At 33.2% G+C, this 26042-nt stretch carries 20 protein-coding genes and 1 pseudogene; 8 read left to right on the plus strand and 13 right to left on the minus strand.

Annotated elements, in window-relative coordinates; genetic code table 11:
- Window positions 1–199: 199 nt before the first annotated feature.
- Together SJY34_RS03075 and SJY34_RS03080 are read right to left on the minus strand one after the other, a co-directional pair.
- Window positions 200–445: a cold-shock protein gene (locus SJY34_RS03075; protein ID WP_400081441.1), complete on the minus strand. Its 246-nt coding sequence runs from the start codon at window positions 443–445 to the stop codon at window positions 200–202.
- A 130-nt stretch (window positions 446–575) separates the two neighbouring features.
- Entirely contained in the window at window positions 576–767 is a 192-nt protein-coding gene (locus SJY34_RS03080) for a cold-shock protein (RefSeq protein ID WP_400078799.1), read from the minus strand.
- A gap of 202 nt (window positions 768–969) precedes the next feature.
- On the opposite strand from SJY34_RS03080, the gene SJY34_RS03085 reads away from it, so the two are divergent.
- Complete coding sequence (locus tag SJY34_RS03085; RefSeq protein WP_400078801.1) at window positions 970–1248, plus strand: hypothetical protein; 279 nt, start codon at window positions 970–972, stop codon at window positions 1246–1248.
- Between the two features lie 57 nt (window positions 1249–1305).
- On the opposite strand, the gene lpxD is transcribed toward SJY34_RS03085, so the two are convergent.
- The 7 genes from lpxD to SJY34_RS03120 all read right to left on the minus strand — a co-directional run bounded on the left by lpxD (window position 1306) and on the right by SJY34_RS03120 (window position 11345).
- Entirely contained in the window at window positions 1306–2295 is a 990-nt protein-coding gene (gene lpxD / locus SJY34_RS03090; RefSeq protein ID WP_400078803.1) for a UDP-3-O-(3-hydroxymyristoyl)glucosamine N-acyltransferase, read from the minus strand.
- A 120-nt stretch (window positions 2296–2415) separates the two neighbouring features.
- Entirely contained in the window at window positions 2416–3534 is a 1119-nt protein-coding gene (locus SJY34_RS03095; protein WP_400078805.1) for a DEAD/DEAH box helicase, read from the minus strand.
- Window positions 3535–3640: 106 nt separating this feature from the next.
- Complete coding sequence (locus SJY34_RS03100; RefSeq protein WP_400078807.1) at window positions 3641–4243, minus strand: DUF4251 domain-containing protein; 603 nt, start codon at window positions 4241–4243, stop codon at window positions 3641–3643.
- Window positions 4244–4314: 71 nt separating this feature from the next.
- On the minus strand, window positions 4315–6375 hold the full coding sequence (locus SJY34_RS03105; protein ID WP_400078809.1) for an amidohydrolase family protein: 2061 nt from the start codon (window positions 6373–6375) through the stop codon (window positions 4315–4317).
- 79 nt (window positions 6376–6454) lie between these two features.
- On the minus strand, window positions 6455–9268 hold the full coding sequence (locus SJY34_RS03110; RefSeq protein ID WP_400078810.1) for an ankyrin repeat domain-containing protein: 2814 nt from the start codon (window positions 9266–9268) through the stop codon (window positions 6455–6457).
- Window positions 9268–9636 (minus strand): BlaI/MecI/CopY family transcriptional regulator, encoded by a 369-nt coding sequence (locus tag SJY34_RS03115; protein WP_400078812.1) that lies wholly within the window; start codon window positions 9634–9636, stop codon window positions 9268–9270. Before SJY34_RS03115 ends, SJY34_RS03110 begins: the two co-directional genes overlap by 1 nt.
- A gap of 155 nt (window positions 9637–9791) precedes the next feature.
- Window positions 9792–11345: a DEAD/DEAH box helicase gene (locus tag SJY34_RS03120; RefSeq protein ID WP_400078814.1), complete on the minus strand. Its 1554-nt coding sequence runs from the start codon at window positions 11343–11345 to the stop codon at window positions 9792–9794.
- Window positions 11346–11520: 175 nt separating this feature from the next.
- Between SJY34_RS03120 and SJY34_RS03125 the strand changes: the two genes are divergently transcribed.
- Window positions 11521–12471 carry a peptidoglycan DD-metalloendopeptidase family protein gene (locus tag SJY34_RS03125; RefSeq protein ID WP_400078816.1) on the plus strand — a complete coding sequence of 317 codons (951 nt, stop codon included), beginning with the start codon at window positions 11521–11523 and terminating at the stop codon, window positions 12469–12471.
- A gap of 58 nt (window positions 12472–12529) precedes the next feature.
- Window positions 12530–14761 (plus strand): DNA topoisomerase 3, encoded by a 2232-nt coding sequence (locus SJY34_RS03130; RefSeq protein WP_400078818.1) that lies wholly within the window; start codon window positions 12530–12532, stop codon window positions 14759–14761.
- A gap of 74 nt (window positions 14762–14835) precedes the next feature.
- Here the strand turns inward: SJY34_RS03130 and SJY34_RS03135 are convergent, their stop codons facing one another.
- From SJY34_RS03135 to SJY34_RS03145, 3 genes and pseudogenes are all read right to left on the minus strand, one after another.
- Window positions 14836–15300, minus strand: a complete 465-nt coding sequence (locus SJY34_RS03135; RefSeq protein WP_400078820.1) for a GyrI-like domain-containing protein — start codon at window positions 15298–15300, stop codon at window positions 14836–14838.
- Between the two features lie 64 nt (window positions 15301–15364).
- Window positions 15365–15817, minus strand: coding sequence for a cold-shock protein (locus tag SJY34_RS03140; RefSeq protein WP_400078822.1), 453 nt, complete (start codon window positions 15815–15817; stop codon window positions 15365–15367).
- Between the two features lie 386 nt (window positions 15818–16203).
- A pseudogene (locus tag SJY34_RS03145) lies at window positions 16204–18673 on the minus strand (zinc-dependent metalloprotease).
- 131 nt (window positions 18674–18804) lie between these two features.
- On the opposite strand from SJY34_RS03145, the gene SJY34_RS03150 reads away from it, so the two are divergent.
- Together SJY34_RS03150 and SJY34_RS03155 are read left to right on the plus strand one after the other, a co-directional pair.
- Complete coding sequence (locus SJY34_RS03150; RefSeq protein ID WP_400078824.1) at window positions 18805–19101, plus strand: DUF3817 domain-containing protein; 297 nt, start codon at window positions 18805–18807, stop codon at window positions 19099–19101.
- Window positions 19091–20332 (plus strand): mechanosensitive ion channel family protein, encoded by a 1242-nt coding sequence (locus SJY34_RS03155; RefSeq protein ID WP_400078826.1) that lies wholly within the window; start codon window positions 19091–19093, stop codon window positions 20330–20332. Before SJY34_RS03150 ends, SJY34_RS03155 begins: the two co-directional genes overlap by 11 nt.
- A 5-nt stretch (window positions 20333–20337) precedes the next feature.
- On the opposite strand, the gene SJY34_RS03160 is transcribed toward SJY34_RS03155, so the two are convergent.
- On the minus strand, window positions 20338–21231 hold the full coding sequence (locus tag SJY34_RS03160) for a DUF72 domain-containing protein (RefSeq protein WP_400078827.1): 894 nt from the start codon (window positions 21229–21231) through the stop codon (window positions 20338–20340).
- A 119-nt stretch (window positions 21232–21350) separates the two neighbouring features.
- Here SJY34_RS03160 and SJY34_RS03165 point away from each other — a divergent pair, with 119 nt between their 5' ends.
- The 3 genes from SJY34_RS03165 (at window position 21351) to SJY34_RS03175 (ending at window position 25987) form a co-directional block, all read left to right on the plus strand.
- Entirely contained in the window at window positions 21351–22100 is a 750-nt protein-coding gene (locus SJY34_RS03165) for an outer membrane lipoprotein-sorting protein (protein ID WP_400078829.1), read from the plus strand.
- A gap of 37 nt (window positions 22101–22137) precedes the next feature.
- The gene (locus tag SJY34_RS03170) at window positions 22138–22905 is read left to right on the plus strand and encodes an outer membrane lipoprotein-sorting protein (protein ID WP_400078831.1); all 768 of its coding nucleotides are present in this window, start codon (window positions 22138–22140) and stop codon (window positions 22903–22905) included.
- 70 nt (window positions 22906–22975) lie between these two features.
- The gene (locus SJY34_RS03175; RefSeq protein WP_400078833.1) at window positions 22976–25987 is read left to right on the plus strand and encodes a WD40/YVTN/BNR-like repeat-containing protein; all 3012 of its coding nucleotides are present in this window, start codon (window positions 22976–22978) and stop codon (window positions 25985–25987) included.
- Window positions 25988–26042: the final 55 nt, after the last annotated feature.

A 26042-nucleotide genomic window follows, 5' to 3' on the forward strand; every position in this document is an offset into this window, starting at 1 on the left:
TTGAATTAGGAAGAATTGGATCATTTAAAATTATGCATTATTCTCTTCATATGCAAATGACTTCCTATAAAACTAATTTATAATAAGCTATATACCAATATTATATCCAAAAAGGCCATCGAAAATTGATGAGCCTAATATTTTAGAGATAATTCAGAATATATTAATACTATGAAAACTAAAAACGTAATATATGCCTCTAAGCTTGTCTAGCAACATTTACAGCTACTGGTCCTTTTTTACTCTGCTCAATATTAAAGGTTACGCTTTGACCTTGCTTAATTTTTGTCTTTAAATTAGATTTATGAACAAAGATTTCTTCATCAGAATCTTTAATTGTTATAAATCCAAAACCTTTGGTATAATTAAAGAATTTAACCGTTCCTTCTTTTTTATCAGACGCTTTGTCCGTTTTAAATAGTTTTCTAAGCAGTTTTAGCACAATATTTATGTTTTAGTGTCGTAGTATCTACTGCAAACCTAATGATTATGTTTGAGTATTAAAATGTTATGGCAAAAAAAAGCCCATCACATAATGATGAGCTTCCATAATTCTAGGTTAAGCTATATATATCTTAAATAACTTTTACATTTACTGCGTTTAGTCCTTTTTTGCCTTCTGTAAGATCAAATTCAACGGTATCGCCTTCACGAATCTCGTCTATTAATCCAGAAATGTGTACAAAATGTTCTTTGTTTGAACCTTCTTCAGTTATAAAACCAAAACCTTTGGTATCATTGAAGAATTTTACTGTTCCTTTACTCATTGTATTATATTTTATTTTAATAATTATAGTAAAGTATTCAATAATGATGCCACAAATTAATTAATGTCGTTCATCGGATAACTCATAAAAAAGGTACATTTAAACGATAAAAACAATACCTACATCAAACATGTTTGAAACCTACTCCATTACCTAATAACTTCGTTTATAGATTCCCTCAATCTGTTAAAACCTTATTATTATGGAAACGAAATTTTCTTTGTTTAACCAGATCAATAGCTTATGCTACTGGTTATTAGTATCAAGTGATTATAGAACTTCGGTTAATTTAGATGCAGAAAATGACACCTATAGTGTTTGCATTACACATGGTGGTGTAGAGCTTTACTCCAACGTTATTAGAGGTTTTAGTAAAAGAGACGAAAACTTCTTAGAACACGAATTAGATGGTATGGTTGCTGGTTTATTACATTTAAAAGAAAATGTAACTCAGAAATCTATGGTCAAAAAATCGGCTTAATAATCGTCTAAGCTCACTTGAACTTACGCTTATTATTTATTTTAAAGACTTAGTAATTTATCTTGCTAGTTTTCTCAGCGCGACCCACTGTTTTAGCATTTCTCTAGAGTCAACTGCAGGATAACCCAATACTGTTTTACCAGCTGGTACATCATTCATGACTCCTGAGCCTGCTCCCACGGTGGCACCAGAATGTATTGTTGTATGATCTTTAATCGAAGCACTTCCACCTATAACAACACCATCACCTAAAGTTACGGAACCTGCCAATCCTGAGCTACCAGCCATAATACAAGAACGACCAAGAACACAATTGTGAGCAATTTGTACAAGATTATCAATCTTACAGCCATCACCTAATATTGTAGAACTGAATTTCCCACGATCTACACAAGAGTTAGCCCCAATCTCAACACCATTGCCAATAACTACATTACCTATATGTGGAATTTTAACGAGTCCTCTCCCATCGTCACTAGGGCGATAACCAAATCCATCAGCACCAATACTCACATTATTGTGAAATATGCAATGACTACCAATCTCTGAACGCTCTCTTATTATGGTACCAGACCAAGCTGTTGTGAAGTCACCTATAGTAGTTTCATCTAAAACTGTAACATTAGGATAAAGCGTTACACTATCACCCAAAATAACATTTTTACCAATATAACAACCTGCTCCAACTCTACTTCCCTTGCCTATTTTAGCTGAAGAATCAATTACTGCAGTTGGATGAATTTCGGTTTCGAAATGTGGAGCTTCAGGTGTAAAAGCATCCAATAATTTGGCCATTGCCAAATCGGCATTTTTCACCTTAATCAATGCACGATTTTCACCTGGTTCTATATCTAGATTATCATTAACTATAGCTACGCTTGCTTTTGAATCTTTCCATAAAGCAGCAAATTTACGGTTACCAATAAAGGTAGCTTGATTTTTATTTGCTTTCTGTATTTGTTCTAAACCACTGATATTATGGCTTGTAAAACCTACTATTTCACCGTTTACAATAGCATTGACGTCTTGTATAGTTAATGATTTCATTAATGTGAGATTGTTTGTTAGTTATTAGCCATACAAGATAATACTAAAATATGAAGTAACCGATTTTAGTTGAGATTTGTAATTTTGAACTTGTTTACTCTTTTATCTAGCGAAATTAAATTACATCGTTATCTCACGAAACACAATTCCTAATGCGGTCTGAATATCAATTACTTTTTGCATTTCCCCAGGAATAATTAATGCAATAGACTGCCCAGCTTTACCAGCTCTAGCTGTTCTCCCGCTTCTATGGGTATAATAATCTAAGTGTTCTGGTAATTGATGATGCAATACAAATGCTAAATTGTTCACATCTATACCTCTAGCAGAAACATCTGTTGAAACTAAAACCTGTAAGCTTTCATTCTTAAAGGCACGCATTACTTTATCACGTTCTTTTTGTTGCATATCACCTTCTAGTGCTCCAACCGCAAAACCTTCGTGTTGTAATTGTTGAGCTAGTGTTTTTGTGCCAGCTTTTGTTCTACAAAAAATGACACCTCTCTCGTCTTGACGTTTGTCTAAAATTCGAGTAATCATGTTTAATTTGTCTTTTATAGTCGTCTGAATAAAATGATGTGAAATGTTTTCATTCACTAAAGCATTCTTGTTCACTTCAACCCTAACGGCATTTGGTGACATATAATTTTTTATCATGCTTTTTATGTCTTCGGGCATCGTTGCAGAAAACAACCAAGTATTTCTCTTTTTTGTATTGTACTTCAAAATTTTAGTCAGGTCTTCTTTAAAACCCATGCTTAACATTTCGTCAGCTTCGTCTAATACTAAGATTTTTACATTAGAGATGTCCACTGCTCCGCGTTCTACTAAATCTAATAAACGTCCTGGTGTGGCAACCACAATATGCGTGGTTCTGGTTAAAGCTTTTATCTGTCGGTCCATTTTTTCACCTCCATATACACCTTCGGCAAAAATCTTTCCGTCGATATATTTTGTGAATCGAAATAGTTGCTTCTGTATTTGCTGAACTAATTCTCGTGTAGGTGCAATAATAAGTGCCTGTACTTCAGAATTGTTTTTGTCAATAGAATGTAGTACAGGTAATCCAAAAGCAGCTGTTTTCCCTGTTCCTGTTTGTGCTAGTCCAATTAAATCTGTTTGAGATTCTAGTAAAATCGGAATTACGGTTTCTTGTATTTCTGTAGGATTTATAATATTGAGTTCCTTTAATCCTTTAATATAGGATTTATGGATACCTAAATCTGAAAATGATGTCATAGCATATAATTATGGCACAAAGGTAGTTTGTCCTTCTTATAAACAATGGAATTAATCGGAAAATGTGGATTGTACTTATTAGAGCTTATGAATACACTAATTGGTGTTATTGAGATTCAACGTTTACAGGTTTTAACCTCCCTGAATAGCGCATAATTGTTTTGAACGCTGACACTATTGTTATGTTTACTCTTTCACTAGGATATATCTCGAGGCTTACATTATAACTTTCAGTGGATTCCTCATTTTGATTTGTCTTAAAGTTAATCTCGAGTTTCCTTTTATTTTTATTTATAGCCTTCTCATAATCCTTGGAAATTCCTTCGAATCTAATTGAGCCACCTCTGCCACCATAAGACCCACCACTTAAACGTCTTTCACCAAAAAATGGTAAATGACCCTTTACGGAATCATTCTGTATCTCTATAAAACTACCGTCACCGCTAACATCAATTCTTGCTGCATTATTGCCAGTCTGTTGTAATAATAAGGAATTGAGGACTTGTGTTGTTGCTACCGAGTTGAATGGAAACGCTTCTTCCACATCTACGTAGTAAGCTCCTTCTTCCATAAATGTCTCTAAAGTAGAAATTTCAGAAGTGTATTTTTTTTCTGCAGCTATTTCATTGGATTTACAATTCCATAATACACCAAGCATACCTATACAGAATATTAGACCTAACTTTCTATGAAATAAATTTTGAATCATAATAGTCTAATATACTACCAAAAAACTAAATTAACAACAACATTAACAGTCTTTTAAAGGTATAAGAATAACTATAATTTTTTTAATGCTGCAATACCAGATGAGCTTTCAGGATTCAATTCCAATGATTTTTTATAATTTAATTTTGCTCTTTCTTTATCACCTACTGCGAGATATGCTTCACCTAAACTATCATAAACATTCCAAGACCCAGGAAAAGGAGTGACATTCATTTCAAAAACAGCAATAGCTTCTTCAGCCTTTCCAGATTGTAAGTATAAATAACCAAGTCCATTGATCTCATTTTCATCTAGGATGTATTTATCATCCTTTACATATGAGTTAAAATGGTTTTGTCCTGCAGCAATACCTCCTTCTAAGATTTCCATATACACAGAAAGCCCAAGGTATATATTTGCCTCTGGGAAATTAGATTTACAAAAGTTATAATAGGTTTTTAAATCATCTGTATCACCATTTCTGATCATTTCATAAGATGAATTTGTAATAGTAACTCCATCTATTTCATACGATTTCTCAGGAAACCCATTTTTAAATATTTCATATGCAGCGATAGCCTCTTTTGTTTTTCCGCCTGCAAATAATTCTCTTACTGTGTTCTTTAACGCGCTAACCTTTATTTTAGGATAAGTATTATCCGATTTAGCTTTACTGAGCCAAGCTTTACTCTGTTCTATTCCGTCATCTAATAAAATTGTTCTTAACTCATGACCTATAGATTTTGTTGGTTTAAAGACCAAGCCATCTTTAATAATGATTTTTTCAGATAATACATTATCAATAGTAGAAAATGGATTTTTATCAAAGAGAATTAAATCTGCTGTCTGCCCTACTTCTATACGACCTCTATTACTATCTAAATCCATTGCTTCATAACCGTTAAGTGTTGCAATTTGAAGCGTTTCACCTACTGAAAATCCTGCTTTGTTAAAAAGAATTAATTCAGATAAGAATGCACGACCTCCAAAACGGCAATCTGTACCAACTCTTAATTTCACACCTTTATCATGCGCTATTTTAATATACTTCATAAAGGCTTCATAAGCTAGATCTAATTGTTTTTGCTGCTTACTATTATAATTTACCATCGGAGCGTCTCTAATCGGAAAATATTCAAAAGACGTGAAGAAATCAGATTGACCTGCTGCTGATGCTACAACATTTAATGCTGAGCTGAATGTTGCTCCTTCAGCTGCCATTTTATCGAGTAAAGTCATTAATCGATTTTCGTATTCTTTATTAGACTCAATATAACCAAAGAAATATACCATTTGAGCAGCAAACTCATCAATACTAGAATTCATTTTAATATCATACATCGCATTCATCTTTGGCCAGTGCTCATCATAATTCAAAATGCTTGGAGTTAGTGTAAAGAAATGTTCAAAATTCTTAACTCCATAATCAATACCTTCTGATATAGTCACTCTATTATTATCTACATGCGAATTAATAATGATGCCTTGCTTTTTAGCTTCATCTGCCATAGCCTCATAATCGGCCTTCTTCAGCTTACTATAAAGTTTCATGTATTTTAAACCTCTAGATGCATACTCACGAACTTTTTCTCTACCGTTTTCCGGATTCATTACTTCAATATGATGTTCTGGTTGTCTTCGATCTTCATCTGAGACCATAGAGCCACCACAGATAAAGATGTTTGGATGGTTAGGCGTTGGATTTTTCTGCCAATCTAGAGTGACATCTATCCAAGGTTCTGGCTGTCCCATATCAATAATAGTTGTCACACCATGATTGAGATAATGTTCTGCTTGCAAATCTCGCAACATCTCTAAACCGTTATCTTCCTTGTAATTTTCAGGTGATGTAGCCTGAGCGCCATAATTCCCAACAGTATGTACATGTGTATCTATAAAACCAGGTGTTAGCAATCTATTATTACCTTCAATAGTTTTCTTAGCCCTAAAGCTTGACTTAGAGTCAATAATAGCAGCAATTGTATCTGCATTGATTAATACCGTTTTATTCTCTAAGACTTTTGTGGTTTCACTGTCGAATATCTGTATATCTTTTATTGCTAAATCATACTTGTATTGACCACAGCTCGATATAAAGAAGCAAAATAAAATGATAGAAATAAAAGTTTTCATAGTGTTGATTTTAAATTAATGCTGCCCCATAATTATAGAACAGCATTAAAGATTGATTGATTGATGAATCTATTTATTTTTAGTTGCCATAAATATGTTTAGCACCTTTAGACAAAAGGTAATCTACAATATCTTGATGCTTATTTTTTGATGCAGCTGATAATGCGGTACCTTGTCCATCACTGTATAAATTAACATCTGCACCTTTTTCTATTAAGAGCTTAACAGTATTCATTTTACCATTTCTAGCTGCAGCATTTAAGGCAGATCCTTGTCCATCATTTTGAAGGTTAATATCGGCACCTTCGGATAACAAATAGTTAATGACTTCATTATTACCATTTCTAGCCGCTGCATTTAGTGCAGACCCTTGCCCATCATTTTGAAGATTAATATCTGCATCATTTTCTATGAGTAATTTAACTGTATCTAAATATCCATTTCTGGCAGCAGCATTTAAAGCTGATCCCTGTCCGTCAGTTTGTCCATTAATGTCTACACCTTTTTTCAATAATAATTTGATAATATCGTTTCTGCCATTTCGTGCTGCTGCGTTTAGAGCAGAGCCTTGTCCATTATTTTGTGAATTCATATCTGCACCTTTAGATAATAAATAGCTTACACTTTCTGTTGAACCAATTTTAGCTGCTGAAATTAAAGGAGAACCATGACTGTTAGAATTTTGATTAATATCAGCGCCATTTTTTATGAGATATTCCATAACTGAATTATGGCCATTATTTGTAGCTGCATTCACAGCTGTTCCTTGGTTAGGAGAAAACTTATTTATATCAGATCCTCTAGCCACTAAGAATTCTACAACTTCAATATGTCCGTTGTTAGCGGCAGCAATTAAAGCAGTACCTTGGTTAGGAGATATTTTATCCATTTCCGCACCCTCTACTAATAAATAGGTAACTACGTTAAGATGCCCATTATTTGATGCTACTATAAGTGGTGTGCCTTGATTTGGTGATATTTTATTAATTTTTGCACCTTTAGAAAGTAAAAACTTTACAGTTTCTAATTGTCCATTGTTAGCAGCTACAATTAAGGCATTACCTTGATTTGGTGAAATAAAATTAATATCCATACCTTTTTCAACTAAGTACTTAACCGCATTAACATTGTCTGAATGTGCAGCCGCTATTAGTGCATTACCTTGGTTAGGTGAATAATGATTAATATCTGCTCCTTCAGAAATTAAATATTTCATTACATTTAAATGTCCATTACCAGATGCAGCAATTAAAGCATTACCTTGATTAGGAAACGTTTCATTGATATCTGCTCCTTCAGACACAAAATACTTTACCATATTTAAATGACCGTATTCTGCAGCTGTAATTAATGGCGTTCCATCTCCTATAACGTTTAGTTTCACATCTGCACCCTTTTCTACTAATAACTTGGCCATTTCAAGATATCCATATGCAGCTGCTGCAAATAATGGTGATTTTGGTTTTTGGTATCTAATATAATTGCCACTAGATAGGTCTGTATTATACCCAGGATTCGGATCTATGCAATTAACATTTGTCGATGTTAATAATGCTTTAACTCTTTTGATATCATTAATTCCAATCGCCTGTAATAACTTTCTACATTCTGGATTAGAAGTCGTAACTTCTTCCGAAATACTTTTGGTGTCTATTGTAACTGTAGTAGTTCCATTAGCGTTTGTCACAACGACATCACCTGTAGAATCTAGTTTTAAGTCTGCTCCTTCTTCTAATTTTTCCTTTACAGAATTTAAAGTTGCATGTTTTGAATTTTCAATATATGCTGTACATGCAGGATCTAAATTGATTAAAATTTCTTTAAGTTTCTCAACATCTTTATCTTCTAAAGCTTTTTTGAAGGCTTCGCAATCTGAAAAATATTCTGGTTTTGATTCGATATCAGAAATAATTGTATCATCCAAATTTGGTTGATTCTGTTGCCCAAAAGCAGCATAAGGCTTATTAAGTAATAATAATAGAGCGAAAAACATTGGCAAAGTAAATGCATACTTCCAATAACTGTGCGGATTTGATTTTTTACTGTTCATTTTTAAAATTCGTTGTTTGATTAATGATTGATTGTAATTTGTTGTAATAGTAAGCGGTTTGCTGAATGTGGCGATTTTTAACAGATTCATCTGATAATTATCTTTTTCAGCGGTTTTAGTATCGATAAGCAAGTGATCAGTTTGATATTCGATATTTTTTTCTACTTCTCTTCTAAACAGCCATATAAAAGGGTTAAACCATAATATTATAACTGCAATTTCTGAGAGTAATAAGTCTAGACTATGTTTCTTTTTTACATGAATTTTTTCGTGAGCTATGATTTGCTCATAGATGTCAAATTCATATTGCTCAGGATTAATAAATATATAATTGAAGAATGAGCAAGGTTCTTTAATATGTTCAGAATTAATAATGATAGCATCATCATCTCTTATTTTGTCTTTAGAACGTATTATCTTGAAAACCAGGTTACCAATTTGCAATAATAGGTTGATGCTTAAAACTGCAACACCAAAGAGATAAGCTATTAACAACCAATCTAAAAGACTTCTTGATGGTTTGGTGGTTATGGCAACTTCGTTTGTAGGTTGGGCTTGAACAACTTCTCCAGATTTATTGTTTAAATTATTACTTTGATTAGTAACATTAAGTTCCTTTAAATTAGAAGTTTGCACTATTGAAGGCTCTATTAATTCTGAAACAAAACCTTGATTATTAATAAGCTTTGGTATGGATATAAATGGAATTGTAAAAGTTAATAATAAACCCAATACTAGATATATTCTATTGGTAGAAAAGAAGCTTTCCTTTTCAATCAGAATTTTATAAAACCCTAATACAACAATTATTATTAACGATATTTTTATAAGAAGAACTACCATTATTTTTGGTCTTTATTAGATTTGATAATATCAATTAATTCTGATAATTCTTTTTCAGAGAGATTCTCTTCTTTAGCAAAATAAGCCATCATCTTTGGAAATGAATTTCCAAAAAACTTCTTCTTAATATTGGTAAGGTTGGTGTCGCGATACGTTTCAAATTCTACAACAGGACTGTATTGATGGGTATTCCCTATCATTTCAGATTTTAAAACTCCTTTTTTGACTAAAATCTTTATAATCGTAGCTACAGAATTATAGTGTGGTTTTGGTTCAGGTAGTTGTTCGATAACATCTCGTATGAAAGCTTTTTCTAGCTTCCATATAATTTGCATAATTTGATCTTCTCGTTTCGTTAGTTTTTCCATCTTGTATCGTTTCTAGATTTCAAAACTACTAATTTTTTAGTAGAACTACTAATTAGTTAGTAGTTATTTTTAAATCCTAAACATTTTGGAAACAAAGAAGGCCCGTAAACACTGAGTTTAAAGAACTTTTTCTATATAAAATAAATTTCTAAAAATTAATCTTCTGGCGGATGGCCATGAATTTCTTCAAACTTTTCGTCAAAGTTAGTTCTCAGATAAGAGTTCAGCTTCTTTTTATAGTCGTCCTTTAACCACTTTAAGAAGTTGTGGGTACTTTTACTGATACATTTGGCATAGATTTCAATTCGCATGTTAATGTCATCCTTCAGCAGCTTTGCCAAAGCTAATGCATCATAAACATCTTCACTGTTTTCAATACAGATTTTAGCATGTTGTTCTATGGAACGTTCTAAGACGACTTTCGAAGATTCACCTTTTGCTACAGCATCTTTATAGGTTTGTTTAATGTCAAAATAAGTATCTTCAGATTTAGCAAACTCACCCTTTATCTCATCATCTAATTCATGCTTAAAATTAGATTCAATAGCTTCATCACTCTTTATACGATCAGCATACCAGTTAGGAGACTTAAAGATTAATTGCCAATCTAAATCAGCGCCCCAAGGTCCAAAACGATATAGATTATTTCCTAAATCAATAATATTAAACTTAGCCTTATTATTTAAAATACGTGAACCTCTACCAACCATTTGGTAGTATAGTGTTAGTGATTTCGTAGCTCTATTAAGAATAATAGTATCTATAGTAGGTTCATCGAAACCTGTTGTTAAAATACTAACTGATGTTAAAATGGCATCTGGTGTTTCATGAAACCAATCTAAAATTTGTCTACGTTGCTTTTTCGTGGCCGTATTATCTAAATGCATAATCGGTAGACCTGCTTCTTTAAAGGCGTAATAAACACTTATAGAGGTATTGATGCCGTTATTAAAAATCAAAGCCTTCTTGCCTAGTGCATGTTTTTTATAAGCATCAACTGTTTTTTGCAGCATTGCTGGACTTGAGTATAAATCTTCAGAAGATTTTACCGTATAATCACCATTAGAACCAATTTCTAAAGAGGTTAATCCCATATCATATGCATAAGTCTCAGCTCGTGCTAAAAATTCATTTTCTATGAGATTCTCAATAGTTTCACCAGTAATTAATTCATTGTAATTATCCTTCATTGGCAGCTCTTTGTTAGAACTTAAAGGTGTTGCCGTTACACCAAGAATGAAAGATTTTTCAAAAAACTTAAAAAGTTTAGTGAAAGAATTATAATGTGCCTCATCAATAATTACCAAACCAATATCAGAGATATCTAACTTATTATCATTTAAACGATTGTTTAAAGTTTCAACCATCGCCACAAAGCAAGAATAGTCAGCCTGATCATCTAAATTAGCTTTGCTATCTACAACCTTGTTAGTTACACCAAAACTAGTTAGCATCTTAGAAGTTTGGCTACAAAGCTCTATTCTATGCGTCATTACCAATACTTTTTTATTATGATTTTTTAAGTATTGACGCACCATTTCAGAGAAAATAACTGTTTTTCCTCCACCTGTTGGTAATTGATATAATAAGTGGTAATCCTCTGGAGCTGTATCAAACTTTTCGAAAATTTTTTCTATAGCTCCATGTTGATAATCATATAATTCTTTATCTGTTTTCTTTTCTTGAATCGCTTGGTTTGTTTGAGACATATATAGTATTTCGAAGTATGAATTAATGTTGCAAATTTACGATTCTTTGTAGCATAAAAAAAGGTGCTTAGAGTTTTAAACTTTACAAAACTATTTTATAATCCTTATGCAATTAAAAAAATGAATACTATTTTGTTATATATTTACGTTTGAAAAGCTATTAGAAGATCCCTCTATGAAATACTTTGTTTTTTGTATTGCCTTTATTTGCTGTACAACCTTCACTTTTGCTCAAGACGATTCCATTGCTCAGTCAATTAAAATAAAAATACCTAATACCACATTATTTCATAAAGATGTTGTTATTGAAGAAGTAGAAATACCCTTAGTAACGAAAACCGATTCAATAGCGGAGTTTGAAGAAGAAGAATTAATAGACATAAAGTTAGATCACTGGGACAGCACAGTATATAATCCTTACAGAAATATCTTAGTTCAGTTCCCTATTCAAGTAAAATTTACTGATAGTACGTTTTCTTCACCCGTTTCTCACAAAAAAGTCATTACATCGCGTTATGGATGGCGAAGAGGAAGACCACATCAAGGTATTGATATAGATTTAGTTACTGGAGATAGTGTAGTTTCAGTTTTGGATGGTATTGTGCGATTTGCAAGTTATAGTGGTGGACATGGAAAAACTGTAGTAGTTCGTCATTATAATGGCTTAGAGACAACGTATGCTCATTTATCTCATATTGCCGTTAAAGCAAATGATACCATAACTAAAGGTGGTTATTTAGGCAAAGGTGGCAACACAGGAAACTCTAGAGGTAGTCATTTGCATTTTGTCACTAGTTTTAAAGGCGAATACATTCATCCTGAATATCTTTTCGATTTTTCTGAATCCAATGCGATTAGAGCTCAAGAGCTTTGGGTTACAAGAGAATGGACACAGGCAAGATTTCATAGTTCTAAACGTGTGAGTAAAGTCGAGATTTTAACATCTAAAGAAGCTGCTTTAGCCAGCTTAAAAAAGGAACAAACGGTATATGTAGTAAAAAAAGGAGATACTCTCTATGGTATTTCACGAAGAAATAATCTTTCTATTTCTAAAATATGCCATACCAATGCAATCAAAAAATCTTCACCATTAAAAATTGGTCAAAAATTAGTTTTAGAGCTATAATTATAAGTTCTAATTTGTAAAATTCTGTACTTTTACGAGTTGAAAAATTATAGTCAATTTGAAAGTTTGTATTGCCGAAAAACCTAGTGTAGCTAGAGAAATCGCCTCAGTCCTTGGTGCTAACACAAAGTATGATGGTTACTTTGAAGGCAATGGCTATGCAGTGACTTACACTTTTGGCCATCTCTGTACTTTATTCGAACCTGCTGATTATAAACCCTATTGGAAAAGTTGGGACTTAAATAACTTGCCAATGTTGCCTGAAAAATTCCAGGTTAAAGTCACGAATAATGATGGGATTAAAAAGCAGTTTAAAATTGTAAAAAGCCTTTTTGATAAAGCCGAAGTTGTCATTAACTGTGGTGATGCTGGCCAGGAAGGAGAATTGATTCAGCGATGGGTAATTAACGAAGCTAATTATAAAGGTGAAGTCCAACGTTTATGGATTTCATCTTTAACCACTGAAGCCATTAAAGAAGGATTTAAGAATTTAAAATCTTCTAAAGACTATGATAATCTCTACTATGCCGGATTTTCGAGATCTATTGGTGATTGGCTATTAGGTATTAATGCAACGCGATTATATACTGTAAAGCATGGTGGTTATAAACAGGTATTATCTGTTGGACGCGTACAGACTCCTACCCTTGCGATGCTTGTGAATCGTTTTAAGGAGATTGAAAACTTTGTACCAAAACCATATTGGGAATTACAAACACTTTACAGAGATACATTATTTAGTTACGAAGAAGGTCGATTCTTAAAAATGGAAGATGGAGAAGTCTTGGCAAATAAAGTTAATGAGCACGAATTTGAGATTGTTTCCATCACTAAAAAGAAAGGCACAGAATATGCTCCGAAGCTATTTGACTTAACCGGCTTACAAGTGTATTGCAATACTAAGTTTGGTTTTTCTGCAGACGAAACGCTAAAAATTGCTCAAAAATTATATGAAAAAAAGGCGGTTACCTATCCGAGAGTGGATACCACTTTTTTACCAAATGATGTGTACCCTAAAGTAAAAGGTATATTATCTAAACTTACTGATTACAAAGAGTTTATTTCACCTTTATTAAATAACAAAATAAAGAAGTCTACAAGGGTGTTTAATGACAAAAAAGTCACAGATCACCATGCTATTATTCCAACAGGAATGCAAACACATCTGCAATACAATGAGAAGCAAGTTTATGACATTATTGTAAAACGATTTATTGCTGTTTTTTATGACGACTGTAAAGTATCAAATACAACAGTTATAGGAAAAGCCTCAGATGTAAACTTTAAAACTACTGGAAAAGAAATACTTTCTAAAGGATGGAGAATTATATTTGAAAAGCGAGACACTTCGACTGCGCTCAATGTGACAAAAACTGGCCTGTTGCCAACTTTTGTCAAAGGTGAAAAAGGACCACATGAACCATCCTTTTTAGAGAAACAGACCAAACCACCAAATCAATTTACTGAAGCCTCTCTCCTACGCGCTATGGAAACAGCAGGGAAACAGGTAGATGATGACGAGTTGAGAGATTTAATGAAAGAAAATGGAATTGGTCGCCCGTCAACGAGAGCAAATATTATTGAAACCCTTTTTAGAAGAAAATATATAAAGCGAAACAAAAAACAGATTATACCAACTGTAACTGGTATTCAACTCATTGATACGATAAAAAATGATCTTTTAAAGTCCGCAGAACTTACAGGGTCTTGGGAGAAACAATTAAAAGATATTGAAAAAGGTAAAATAAGTGCCAATACGTTTATAAAAGGTATGAAACGTATGGTAGATGCTTTGGTTTACGAAGTACGAAGTGAGAAGGTACAAACACGAATTTCAGCAGTTAACAACAAACCTGCAGGAAAATCAAAGTCAAAGCCGAAATCTAAAACGAAAAAGCTTATTGGCTCTGATTGCCCTAACTGTAAAACCGGTCAACTTATAAAAGGGAAATCAGCTTATGGCTGCAATCTTTATGGAACGTCTTGTGATTTCACCTTGCCTTTTAGTTTTGGTAGCAAAAAGATTTCTGAAAATCAGTATTTGCGCTTATTAAGCAAAGGCTCTACAGTAAACCTAAAGGGCTTTAAAATTGACGGAAACAATCTGGAAGGTTTATTGCGTTTTGATGATAATTTTAAACTGAAATTAGAACCTAAGCAAAAGAAAATTATAAAAGTTTCTGTTGGTGATGCCTGCCCTAAATGCAAAACGGGAAAAATTCTAAAAGGTAAAACTGCTTTTGGATGCAGTAATTATAAGGTTGGATGTGATTACAGAGTACAATTTTAATACTTGTTGTCTCCTCGAGCGCAGTCGAGAGGTTATTAAATAGGTCTCGACTGCGCTCGACCAGACAGTATTCTCTATTTAGATTTTACAGGTACATAAAAATCCTCTTCAGAATCAGGACTTCCATTTTTATACTTTTCTCCCATCACTTGAAAATGTGGCCTGTTATCAATCCCATAACCTGAGTTAGGTAACCATTCCGTCATTATTCTTTGGTATGTCGCAGCTGCATTCATGCCTTTATGAAGAAATACCGCGTATAAACCTTCAGGAATTGTATAGGTCATCATATCCTCTGGAACAGTATCTATACTTATCACTTCCGCACAAGCCCAAATATCGAATGGCTTTTCAAAATTGCCAAAATCAGAATAGTCTTGTAGAGCAATCAATTCATTATTAGAAAGATTAAATAATTCGTTTTTTCTAGGCATAAATTGTTTCCAGAGACTTACAATATTTCCATATTGGTTCATCATCATTTGACTTTTCATACCTATGACTTGCTTTTCTTGTATCTCAACTATTTTAGGATTCATAGATTATTATATATAAAAAAGCCACTATCAGAGATAATGGCTATATATATTGTAGAATTTATAATTATGCTTTTTTCACTTTCACAGCATTCATACCACGCTGTCCTTTTTCTAATTCAAAGGTTACTTTGTCATTCTCCATAATTTCATCAATTATACCACTAACATGTGTAAAATGCTTTTCGTTAGTTTCAGTATCTATGATAAATCCAAATCCTTTAGAACTATCGTAGAATGATACTTTTCCGTTTCTAATTGGATCAAATGGTTCTTCGTCCTCTTTTTGAGGCACTCCTAACACGATGTTCTTTGCTTTTACTTTTACTTTCATAGAAGGATCTGGTGGAGTATCTGTTAGATTCCCATTATGATCTACATAAGCCAAAGGAATACCTGCTGACCCATTTTCTTCTTTTGCGAGTTTACGCGCTTCCATTTTCTTACGCTTATCTTCTCGTTTTTTTAATCGTTTTTTTTCTTTTTCGCTTTTACTAAAGGTTTGTTGTGATTTAGCCATTCGTTGTTTTAAAAATTAATATATGCTTGCTTATCAAAATAATTAGAATGCAATAAAGTGTTAATAACCATTAACAATGTATAGCATTAAAAAACCAGGAAAAATAACTTAGAAATAATGTTACTTGTGCGGTGTATCTTCAATAAGCTGAAAACAAAGATACAAATTTTATAATTTATTTAATACGTCCTACCCAAGATATTGAATTACTCGCATAAGACCAAGCCAATAAGACTGTATTTCCCTTTGACTTTATTTTGCTTTAAAGATCAAAAGGTTGCATCACTCACTTTGCCTTACACGGAATAGAAATCTTCTTAATATCATCATCGCATATGCTTTATCATTTTCAATAGAACCAATGAGATTAAACTATTCTTTTTATACTATTTTGGATCTAGCACTTGCTTTATGCGTTCTACACAATCTCTGTAATGATACTTAGTTTCTGTATTTAAAGCCATTTTTGAACCTGCATTTAGTGTGCGTTGTAACTGATTCAATTCTCCTCGCACTAATGCTCTAATATCAGATTGATTGACGTTAAAATATTGTCTACTGCGCTGCGGATCTAAATCCTCTGTCATGAGATAAGTCATTCTATCCAAGTAAGCACGTTGCAGGTTACGTCTAAAAACTGAAACATTAGAAGCACTTTTTGTTTCTGACCATAGTCCTGAACGTAAATCTCTTAACATATCTAAAGCTGAATAGTTTTGAGAATCCATTGCTTTATGATCTATAAGTCTTCCTAAACGCTCAAAATTCAACAAATTATTGAGATGACGACTTTGCAAACTTCTTATTCGGTCTGTATACCCAGCATGATTTATATTCTTTAGAATATCTTTATTCATCAACCATTCTGGTGTTTCAAAAGCGTTTTTTTGTAGCCATTGTATCGCAGATTTTTGATAAGATTTAGAAACAGGGTTATAGACGTTTCCATTCTGTGAAGGATTCTTAGTATCTTCTATCACCCCACCAACATGTGTTACCACATGGCCAACGTATCGACTCCACACACCAAGCAATTCACCATATAATTCACTTAAATCCTCATAATTATCTGTTTTATCGCTCGTCCAACTTGGTAAGTTCTCGGCAACAATCTTTAAGTTCTTCAAACCGTAAGTACTTGCTTTAATACTATTATTTCCTATATCTTCTGTTTGAGATGTTGGGTCGAAGCGACTTCTCTGCTTTCCGAATTTATAGATAGGATTTCCAGCTTTTTCTTTAATCCAGCTATTCAAAACTTGTTTTTCGTCATCAGCAGATTTGGCATCTGATATATAACGATAACCAAAATTAATAGCGTAATCATCATATGGTCCTAATTGCCTAACAAAACGGATATTGGTATCTCCAGGCTGTGCTATATAATTGTAGCGTGCATAATCCATAATAGTTGCGGCTATACCATTTTTTTGAGTGAACGCTCCATCTCTATAACTTTCTACATCGTAAGCATAACTCGCACTCATATTGTGCGGTAATCCTAAAGTATGACCAACTTCGTGTGCAATTACCATCTTCATCATTTCACCAATTTCGTCTTCCGGAGTATTTAATGTTCTAGCTGAAGGGTTTGCAGCTCCTGTTTCTAACATATAACGGTTTCTGTAAGAACGTAAATGATTGTGATACCATATGATATCACTTTCAATAATTTCACCACTTCGAGGATCTGAAACACTTGGTCCTGTGGCATTTTGTAGTACTTGCTACATAACGCACTACTGAATATCTGATATCCTCCGGACTAAAATCTGGATCTTCTTCTTTAGTAGGTGGATCTTTTGCTATGATAGCATTTTTAAATCCAGCGGCTTCAAATGCTTTTTGCCAAAGCTCTATACCATCTTTCATATAAGATCTGAATTTCTCTGGCGTTGCAGGATCGAGATAATATACTATCGGCTTAACTGGTTCTACCAGTTCACCTCTGTTGTACGCTTCAATATCTTTTGGAATTAGCTTCCAACGTCTTAAATACGTTTTTCTATCTGCTTTTAATTCTTCACTACTGTAATCATATTTGCTTAAGGTAAACCAACCTACTCTTTCATCAAAAAGACGCGGTTGCATGGGCACTTTAGGTAACAGAATCATAGATTGATTCATTTGAACACTAATTGTTTCGTCACCAGTGTTTACTGGCGGATTAACTGCATTATAGGTGAAATCTTGAATCACCTCAATATTTTCCGGAAAACTTTTTATAGAATTGATAAAGCTTCTTGATTTATCTAGATTTTTTACTTTATAAGCAGTTCGTAATCTAGAACCCAAACCACTAATTGACTTTACATCCGAACCATAAAAACTAGTCACATCAATAACTACTGCAGAAGAATCCTTTGAAAAAGCCGCAATATCGAAAGCAAAAAGTGTTGGTTCGTAATTATTCGCTTTAACCGAAACATTGATTGGTAAACTATCTGCAGCAACTGCGCTTGATGATTTTTCTTTAATGAGAATTTTATTCTTAAACCGTTCCCAGTTAATCATTCTGGTATTAGTTTTTGTACCGGCATTAACATAACCACCTCCTAAATTTGAGGGTAACTTTGCAAAACGACTTACCAAAAGCATGTCTGTATTGAGATACTCCATCGGAATTTCAAAGTAATACTTCTCGCCTACTAAATGCACATCAAATAAACCTTCGTCAGAAATAGCTTCTTTTGTAATGACTTTGTCGTAGGCTTTAATTTTGCCCTGTTTCTTTTTTGGCGTAGGAGTTTTACTCTGAGCAGTATTATCAGCTTTTTTATCCTTAACTGTTGATTGAGCCGTAGCACATGAAAAAACAATAAGAGAACAAAGTGCAAGTGTTAGAAAATTTTTCATAGTTGGTCGAAATTATTTTTATAAAGTCCCTAAAGATAATTAATAGAATTTAGATTTAAATATTTCTTTAAAAGCTGTTAAAAAGTCTTGTTTTATATAATTCTAAAGTAATTTTGCACAAAATTTAAAACATGTCAAGATTATTACCAACTTTTAGAGTAGTCGCATTACTAGAAGGATTATCATATATCCTATTATTATTTATTGCAACACCAATAAAATATCTTGGTGATGATCCTCAATATGTAAAAATGCTAGGTATGCCTCATGGTATATTATTTATGGCATATGTGGTTATTGCAGTATTAATCAGCTCGGATATGAAATGGTCAACTAGAACATTATGGATAGTATTGATAGCGTCAATAATTCCTTTTGGAACATTTTATATTGATAAAAAGTATTTAAAGAAATCTCATGCTAAATAACTTAGGGCATTTCATATACGATTTACTTATTGATAAAGGGTTTTCTGAAAAAACAGCAACATACCTAAACATGTTTCTGTTGCTATTTGCATTATTAGTTATTGCATTTATTGTTGACTTTATTACCAAGCGAGTGCTTTGGAGATTCTTTTCTGGAATTGCAAAACGAACAAAAACCAATTTTGATGATATCTTAATAAATAATAAGCTGCCAAGAAATATAGCGCATATTATTCCACTGCTAATTTTAATCGAATTCATTCCACAAGTGTTTTCGGACTTTGAATATACTGAAGATATAATTGAGAAAATCTTAAAGGTCGTAGCCATATTATTAACACTTAGAATCATAAAAAGTCTTCTAAATTCCATTAAAGACTATCTCAAAACGTTACCAAGATATAAAGACAAACCGATAGATAGCTATATACAAGTCTTTATGATTTTCGCTTGGTTACTGGGTATATTCTCAATCTTTGCCATCGTAACTGGTGTTTCATTTTTAAAATTTGCAGCAACACTTGGTGCTGCTTCCGCAGTTATATTGCTCATTTTTAAAGATACTATCTTAGGTTTTGTAGCTAGTATACAAGTTTCTATCAATGATATGGTGCGCATTGGCGATTGGATCACCTTTGAGAAATATGGTGCAGATGGTGATGTCACAGAAATTAATTTAGCTACAGTTAAGGTTCAAAACTGGGATAAAACGATTACGACTATTCCAACATATGCTCTAATTTCTGATTCTTTTAAAAACTGGAGAGGTATGACAGAATCTGGAGGACGACGCATAAAACGCTCAGTAATTATAAAAACATCTACTATTAAATTCTTAACTGGTGATGATGTAGAGAGATTAAAAAGTATTCAATTGGTGTCACAATACTTAACTAATGCATCAAGTATAATATCAAAACATAATTTAGAAAATAGCGTTGACAAGTCTGTTTTAATTAATGGACGAAACCTCACTAATTTTGGTGTTTTTAGAAAATATCTACAGACTTACATTGATAACCATTCTGCAATAAATAAAGAGATGACTTTGATGGTTCGACAATTAGAACCTACTCCTCAAGGAATTCCTATGGAAATATATGCATTTAGTAAAGATCAGCGTTGGCAAAATTATGAATACATTATGGGAGATATTTTTGACCATGTACTGGCTTCAGTAAAGTATTTTGATTTAGAGATTTATGAACTTGCTGTAGCTACAACTGATTAATTTTTTCACAATAATTTTTGCTGCGAATCTGAATCGTCATTTGGAATTTTTAAACTAGTCCCTAATTTAGAATTCAATTGTTTTATTAAGTATGCCGAAAGCAAAGGCGATTCCTTTTCGATGTTTTGATGCACAAAGAAATCTATTTCTTCAATACCATTATCTTTCCAAATTTTTAAACGTTCTACCCAATCATCTAATCTGGTATAATCACTTTGATGATTAGCCCCTACATAACGGATAAAGGCTCTAGAATTGGTTAATCGCATGTGCATGATATCGCGCCTGCCAGCACTATCAACAATAACATTAGAGATATTATTTTCTTCAAATAATTGATATAAATCTTCTGCAATAGCTTGGTCGTTATACCAATTAGTATGTCTAAACTCTATTGCCAATGGAATCTCTTTAGGCCAACTTTCTGCAAAATTAATAACACGATCTAAATCCTTTGGAGCAAAATTACTGTGCATTTGTAAAAAGATACAACCTAGTTTTTCTTTTAAATTAATGGCACTATTCAAATAATTATCTACAACAGGATTAATGTCTTCATTTAAGCGTTTCCAATGACTAATTTCTTGATTCAGTTTTGGAAAGAATCTAAAGTTATCTGGTGTTTTATCATACCATTTAGCAAATTGTTCTGGTGGAAAAATTCTGTAAAATGTAGCATTCAACTCAATTGAATTAAACTGACGCGAATAGTATTCTAATTCATCTTTTGTTCCTCTAGGATAAAAGCCTTTTAGGTCAGCTTTATTCCATTTGGCACAACCGACAAAGACATTGGTTCTATCTGATGGATTTTTTTGTAATGTTTTTAATGTATCTGGATGGTCTGGTGGTAAAGTAAAATCTATATTTCCTGGGTCATCAACACTTCCGAATTTCATAACTTTAATTTTAATCAAAGTTACAAAACAATAATCCACTGATATTAATACTAAAGAAATTGTAACAATTTTGTAACTTCACATACTTATTAAACATCAATCTAATAAATTATCATCTCATGAAGACTTTAAAATTACTTAGTGCATTATTCTTTTTTTGTATAGCACTTACAACAACAGCACAAACTGCAGAAGAAATTGTTGACACTTACATCGAAAATATTGGTGGGCAAGATGCTTGGAACAAAGTAGAATCTGTAAAGATTACAGGTATAGGAAAACAAGGTGGACAAGATTATCCTTTTGTGGCTACTTTTATGAAAGATGGTCGCTCTAACATTACAATTGAAATTCCCGGTGCATCAATGGTGTATCAAGCATTTGATGGAGAAACGGCTTGGGGAATGAACTTTCAGACTCAAAAAGCTGAGGCACTAGATTCTGAATCGTCACTAAATATGAAGAGCGAATCTAAAGACAATGTAGAGATTTTCTTGAATTATAAAGAAAAAGGTTACAGTGTTGATCTTTTAGAAAAAACAACATGGGAAGGCACTGAAGTAAACAAAATAAAGTTGACCAAAACACCAATGATGGTAGATGGTAAAGAAGAAGAAAATACTGAGATTTATTATTTTGATACTGAAAACAATGTACCAATCGCCTCTGAAGCTGTCGTAAAATCTGGTCCTGCAAAAGGAGCTACTGCACAAACTATTATGACGGATTACCAAGAAGTTGATGGTTTATATTTAGCGCACACGCTAATCGAAAAATTTAATGGACAAACACAATTAGAAATGGTTTACAAAACCGTAGAATTTAATACAGAAGTTGATGATTCTATTTTTAAAATGCCAAAAGAGTAATTACAATTCAAATAAATTAATAACAAAAAAAACAGTAATGAAAAACTTAAAATTATTTTTTTTAACACTAATTGCAGGCTTTGGCTTATCTATTAATGCACAAACTGCTGATGAAATTATAGAGACCTATCTAGAAAATATAGGCGGGAAAGAAAACCTTGCAAAAATAGAAAGCATACTTATGACAGGAGTTGTCAACGCCCAAGGAATGGAAATACCTATAAAAACAGTATCGACTAATGATGGCAAAATGTATTTAGAGATAGACATGCAAGGCAATAAAATTAAACAACTTATATCTGATGGTAAAAAAGTTTATAACATGAACATGATGAATCAAAAAATGGAGGAAATGCCGTCTGATCTCTCTAAGGTGATGATAAACGAGTTTAAGGATTTTCCAAATCCTTTCATAGCTTACAAGGAAAAAGGCTATACTGCCGAATTCATTGGAAAGGATACAACTGAAGACGGTACAGAAGTCCTGAAAGTAAAACTTACTAAGAAACCGATCACAATTGACGGTGAAGAATCAGCTAATGAGTCTATCTATTATTTTGATGCTGAAAACTATGTGCCTATTGTTATCGAAACTGAAATTCCTACTGGACCAGCAAAAGGTCAGAAAATGAAAACGCCTCTTAGTGACTACCAAGAAGTCGATGGTATGTATTTTCCATTTTCAACAGCAATGCAAGGCATGCCAATGAACTATAAGACGATTGAATTAAATCCTAAAATAGAAGATAAGGATTTCGAGCTTCCTGAAGCTGCTGCGACACCAGATGCTGATAAGAAAAACTAACGAACATCTAAATCCTCAATTGCTAACATTGGGGATTTTTTTATTTAAAATCAACCAACTTAATTATATCATGAAAAAAATAGCAATTCTATTTGTGCTGTTTTTATGCGTATCTGCATTTAAAGTACAAGCACAAGAATCGAAAATAAATGGTGAAGATATATTCGGTGATCTCTCAGCAAGGCATATTGGTCCTGCACTGATGAGTGGTCGTATTAATGATATGGAAACGCACCCAACAAATCCGAGAATTATATATGCTGGCACTGCTGGTGGTGGTGTTTGGAAAAGTAATGATGCTGGCACAACCTTTAATCCAATATTTGATGATTACTGCCAATCGATTGGTGCTGTTGAAGTAGATCCAAATAGTCCGGATAAGGTTATTTGGGTAGGTACTGGTGAGACTTGGACACGGAATAGTGTATCTATTGGTGATGGTCTTTATAAATCTGAAGATGGAGGTGCCAATTGGAAAAAATATGGTTTTGAAAAATCTGAACGTATTGCAAATATCATTGTAAACCCTCAAAATTCTAATGAAGTTTATGTTGCAGTTTTAGGAGCACTTTGGGGAGACAGTGAAGATCGTGGAGTGTACAAAACTACTGATGGTGGCGAAACTTGGAATAAAATCCTATATACAGATGAGCGCACAGGTTGTGCAGATTTGGCTATGGATCCAAACAATCCAAATATATTATATGCATCCATGTGGGAATTTAGGCGTACAGGATGGTCTTTTGAGTCTGGAGGAGATAAGAGTGCGTTGTATAAGTCCACTGACGGAGGTGCGACATGGAATAAAATTCATAACGGATTTCCTGAAGGTCAATTAGGACGATTAGCTATTGCAGTAGCACCAAGTAATTCTAATGTATTATACACAGTTATTGAGGCTGAGAAAAATGAAAGAAAAGGCTTATATCGTAGTGATGATGCTGGTGCAAATTGGACACAATTAAATAACGATTTTGGTATAACTGTGCGGCCATTTTACTTCTCAAGAATTGTTGTAGATCCAAAGAACGAAGATGTCATTATAAAAGGTGGCTTAACTGGTTCTATTTCTAGGGATGGTGGAAAAACTTTCAAACCCTTAGGGAATATGCATAGTGATATCCACGATATTGTTTTTGATATTAATGATTCAGACAGAATTTATGCAGGAACAGATGGTGGTGTGTATCGATCTTGGAATGGAGGAACTACAATGGAAATTGTAGAGAATCTTCCACTTTCACAATTCTATCATATCAGTGTAGACAACGAAGAACCGTATAACATTTATGGTGGCTTACAAGATAATGGGTCTTGGTATGGGCCTTCTCGATCTTCTGGAGGAATTAATGCACGCGACTGGAATTCGATTGGTGGTGGTGATGGATTTAGAGTACTGCGTCATCCAACTAAAAATATAATATATTCTGAAATGCAAGGTGCTGCAAATGTTTGGCGCTATGATGTGAACAATGAATTGGTAAAAACTATTCAGCCTTTACCTGTTGAAGGTCATGCCAAACTACGTTTTAACTGGAATGCGCCAATGGCAATAAGTGAGCATCAACCTGATCGTTTTTATATGGGTAGTCAATTTCTTCATAAGTCTGAGGATATGGGAAATACATGGGAAATTATATCTTCAGACCTTACAACGAATGATGCAACAAAACAACAACAAGAAGAATCTGGAGGTTTGTCAATGGACAATTCTGGTGCGGAAAACCATACGACGATTTTCACTATTACAGAATCGAGCTTAGATGAAAATATCATTTGGGTTGGTACTGATGACGGAAATATTCAACTAACTAAAGATGGTGGCAAGAATTGGACAAATACATCTTTAGATATTCCAGGATTACCAAAAAATACTTGGGTTTATCATATTGAAGCAAGCGTCCATGATAAAGGTACAGCTTATGCTGTTTTTGATGGACATACAATGAACGATATGAATCCTTATGTTTATAAGACTAGTGACTTTGGAGAAACATGGACAAGCATAACAACTCCAGAAATAGAAAGTTTTGCAAGAAATATTCAGGAAGATTATGTAAATCCTAACCTTTTGTTTTTAGGAACTGAATTTGGTTTATACATCACATTAGATGGTGGTAAAAGTTGGAGCAAGTTTACTAATAATGTACCTGCTGTAGCTATTCATTTTATAGATCTTCAAAAAAGGACGAATGATCTTGTATTAGGAACTCATGGACGAGGTGTTATCATAATAGATGATATTTCACCATTAAGAGAAATTACCCCTGAGATAGTGTCTAAAAAAGTACATTTTTTTGATTCTAAACCAACAATGATGGTAGATCAAAGTGGATTTGCTGGCAGTTTTGGCTCAGAAACACAGTTTGTCGGTCGAAATCCATCACGGCTTCCAAAGATTAAATATCTACTTCAGAAGCGGCATACTTTTGGAAAAATGACTATGGAAGTTCAGGATATGGATGGTAATAAGGTTTCAACATTGAGTCCAGGCAAATCTAAGGGTATAAACATTGTAAACTGGAATTACAGGATTAAGCAACCTAAGATTGCCAGAGGAAAAACTACTAGTGGTTCTGTATCACCTAGAGTTCCCGCAGGAAAATATAAGGTCATACTCACAAAAGGAAAAGAGACTTATGAGCACACAATTGAATTAGTTTATGACACTAATGCAGGCTTGTCTGAAGCTGATAGAGCTCATAAACAAGACGTTAATATGAGCATATACAATATGACTCAACAATTAGCTCATATAGTATATCAGATTGATGCGATTTTAGAAAGCAACGACACAAAAAAGAAAATAAAAGAGCAACTACAAGCCTTAAAAGAAACTTTAGTAATAACGACAGGAGATAATTATGTTGGCTCAGCAGAACCGCAATTACGTGAGTTGATGGCACAAATCTTTAGTAAAATTGCCTATAGCTACGATAAACCTTCTGCAAATGAAATGTCTAATTTATCAATTATTGAAAAGCGATTCAATAAAGCGAAAAAGGATTTCGAAAAATTAAAGTCTAAAGCTAAGGTTGAGACATTAGAACTAAAATCGTTCGAAGACTTTATCAATGATTAAATAATTTAAATCTTAAATTTTAAAAAGACCGATAAAATCGGTCTTTTTTTATTTG

The sequence above is a fragment of the Winogradskyella sp. R77965 genome (assembly GCF_044594915.1).
Lineage (GTDB): Bacteria > Bacteroidota > Bacteroidia > Flavobacteriales > Flavobacteriaceae > Winogradskyella.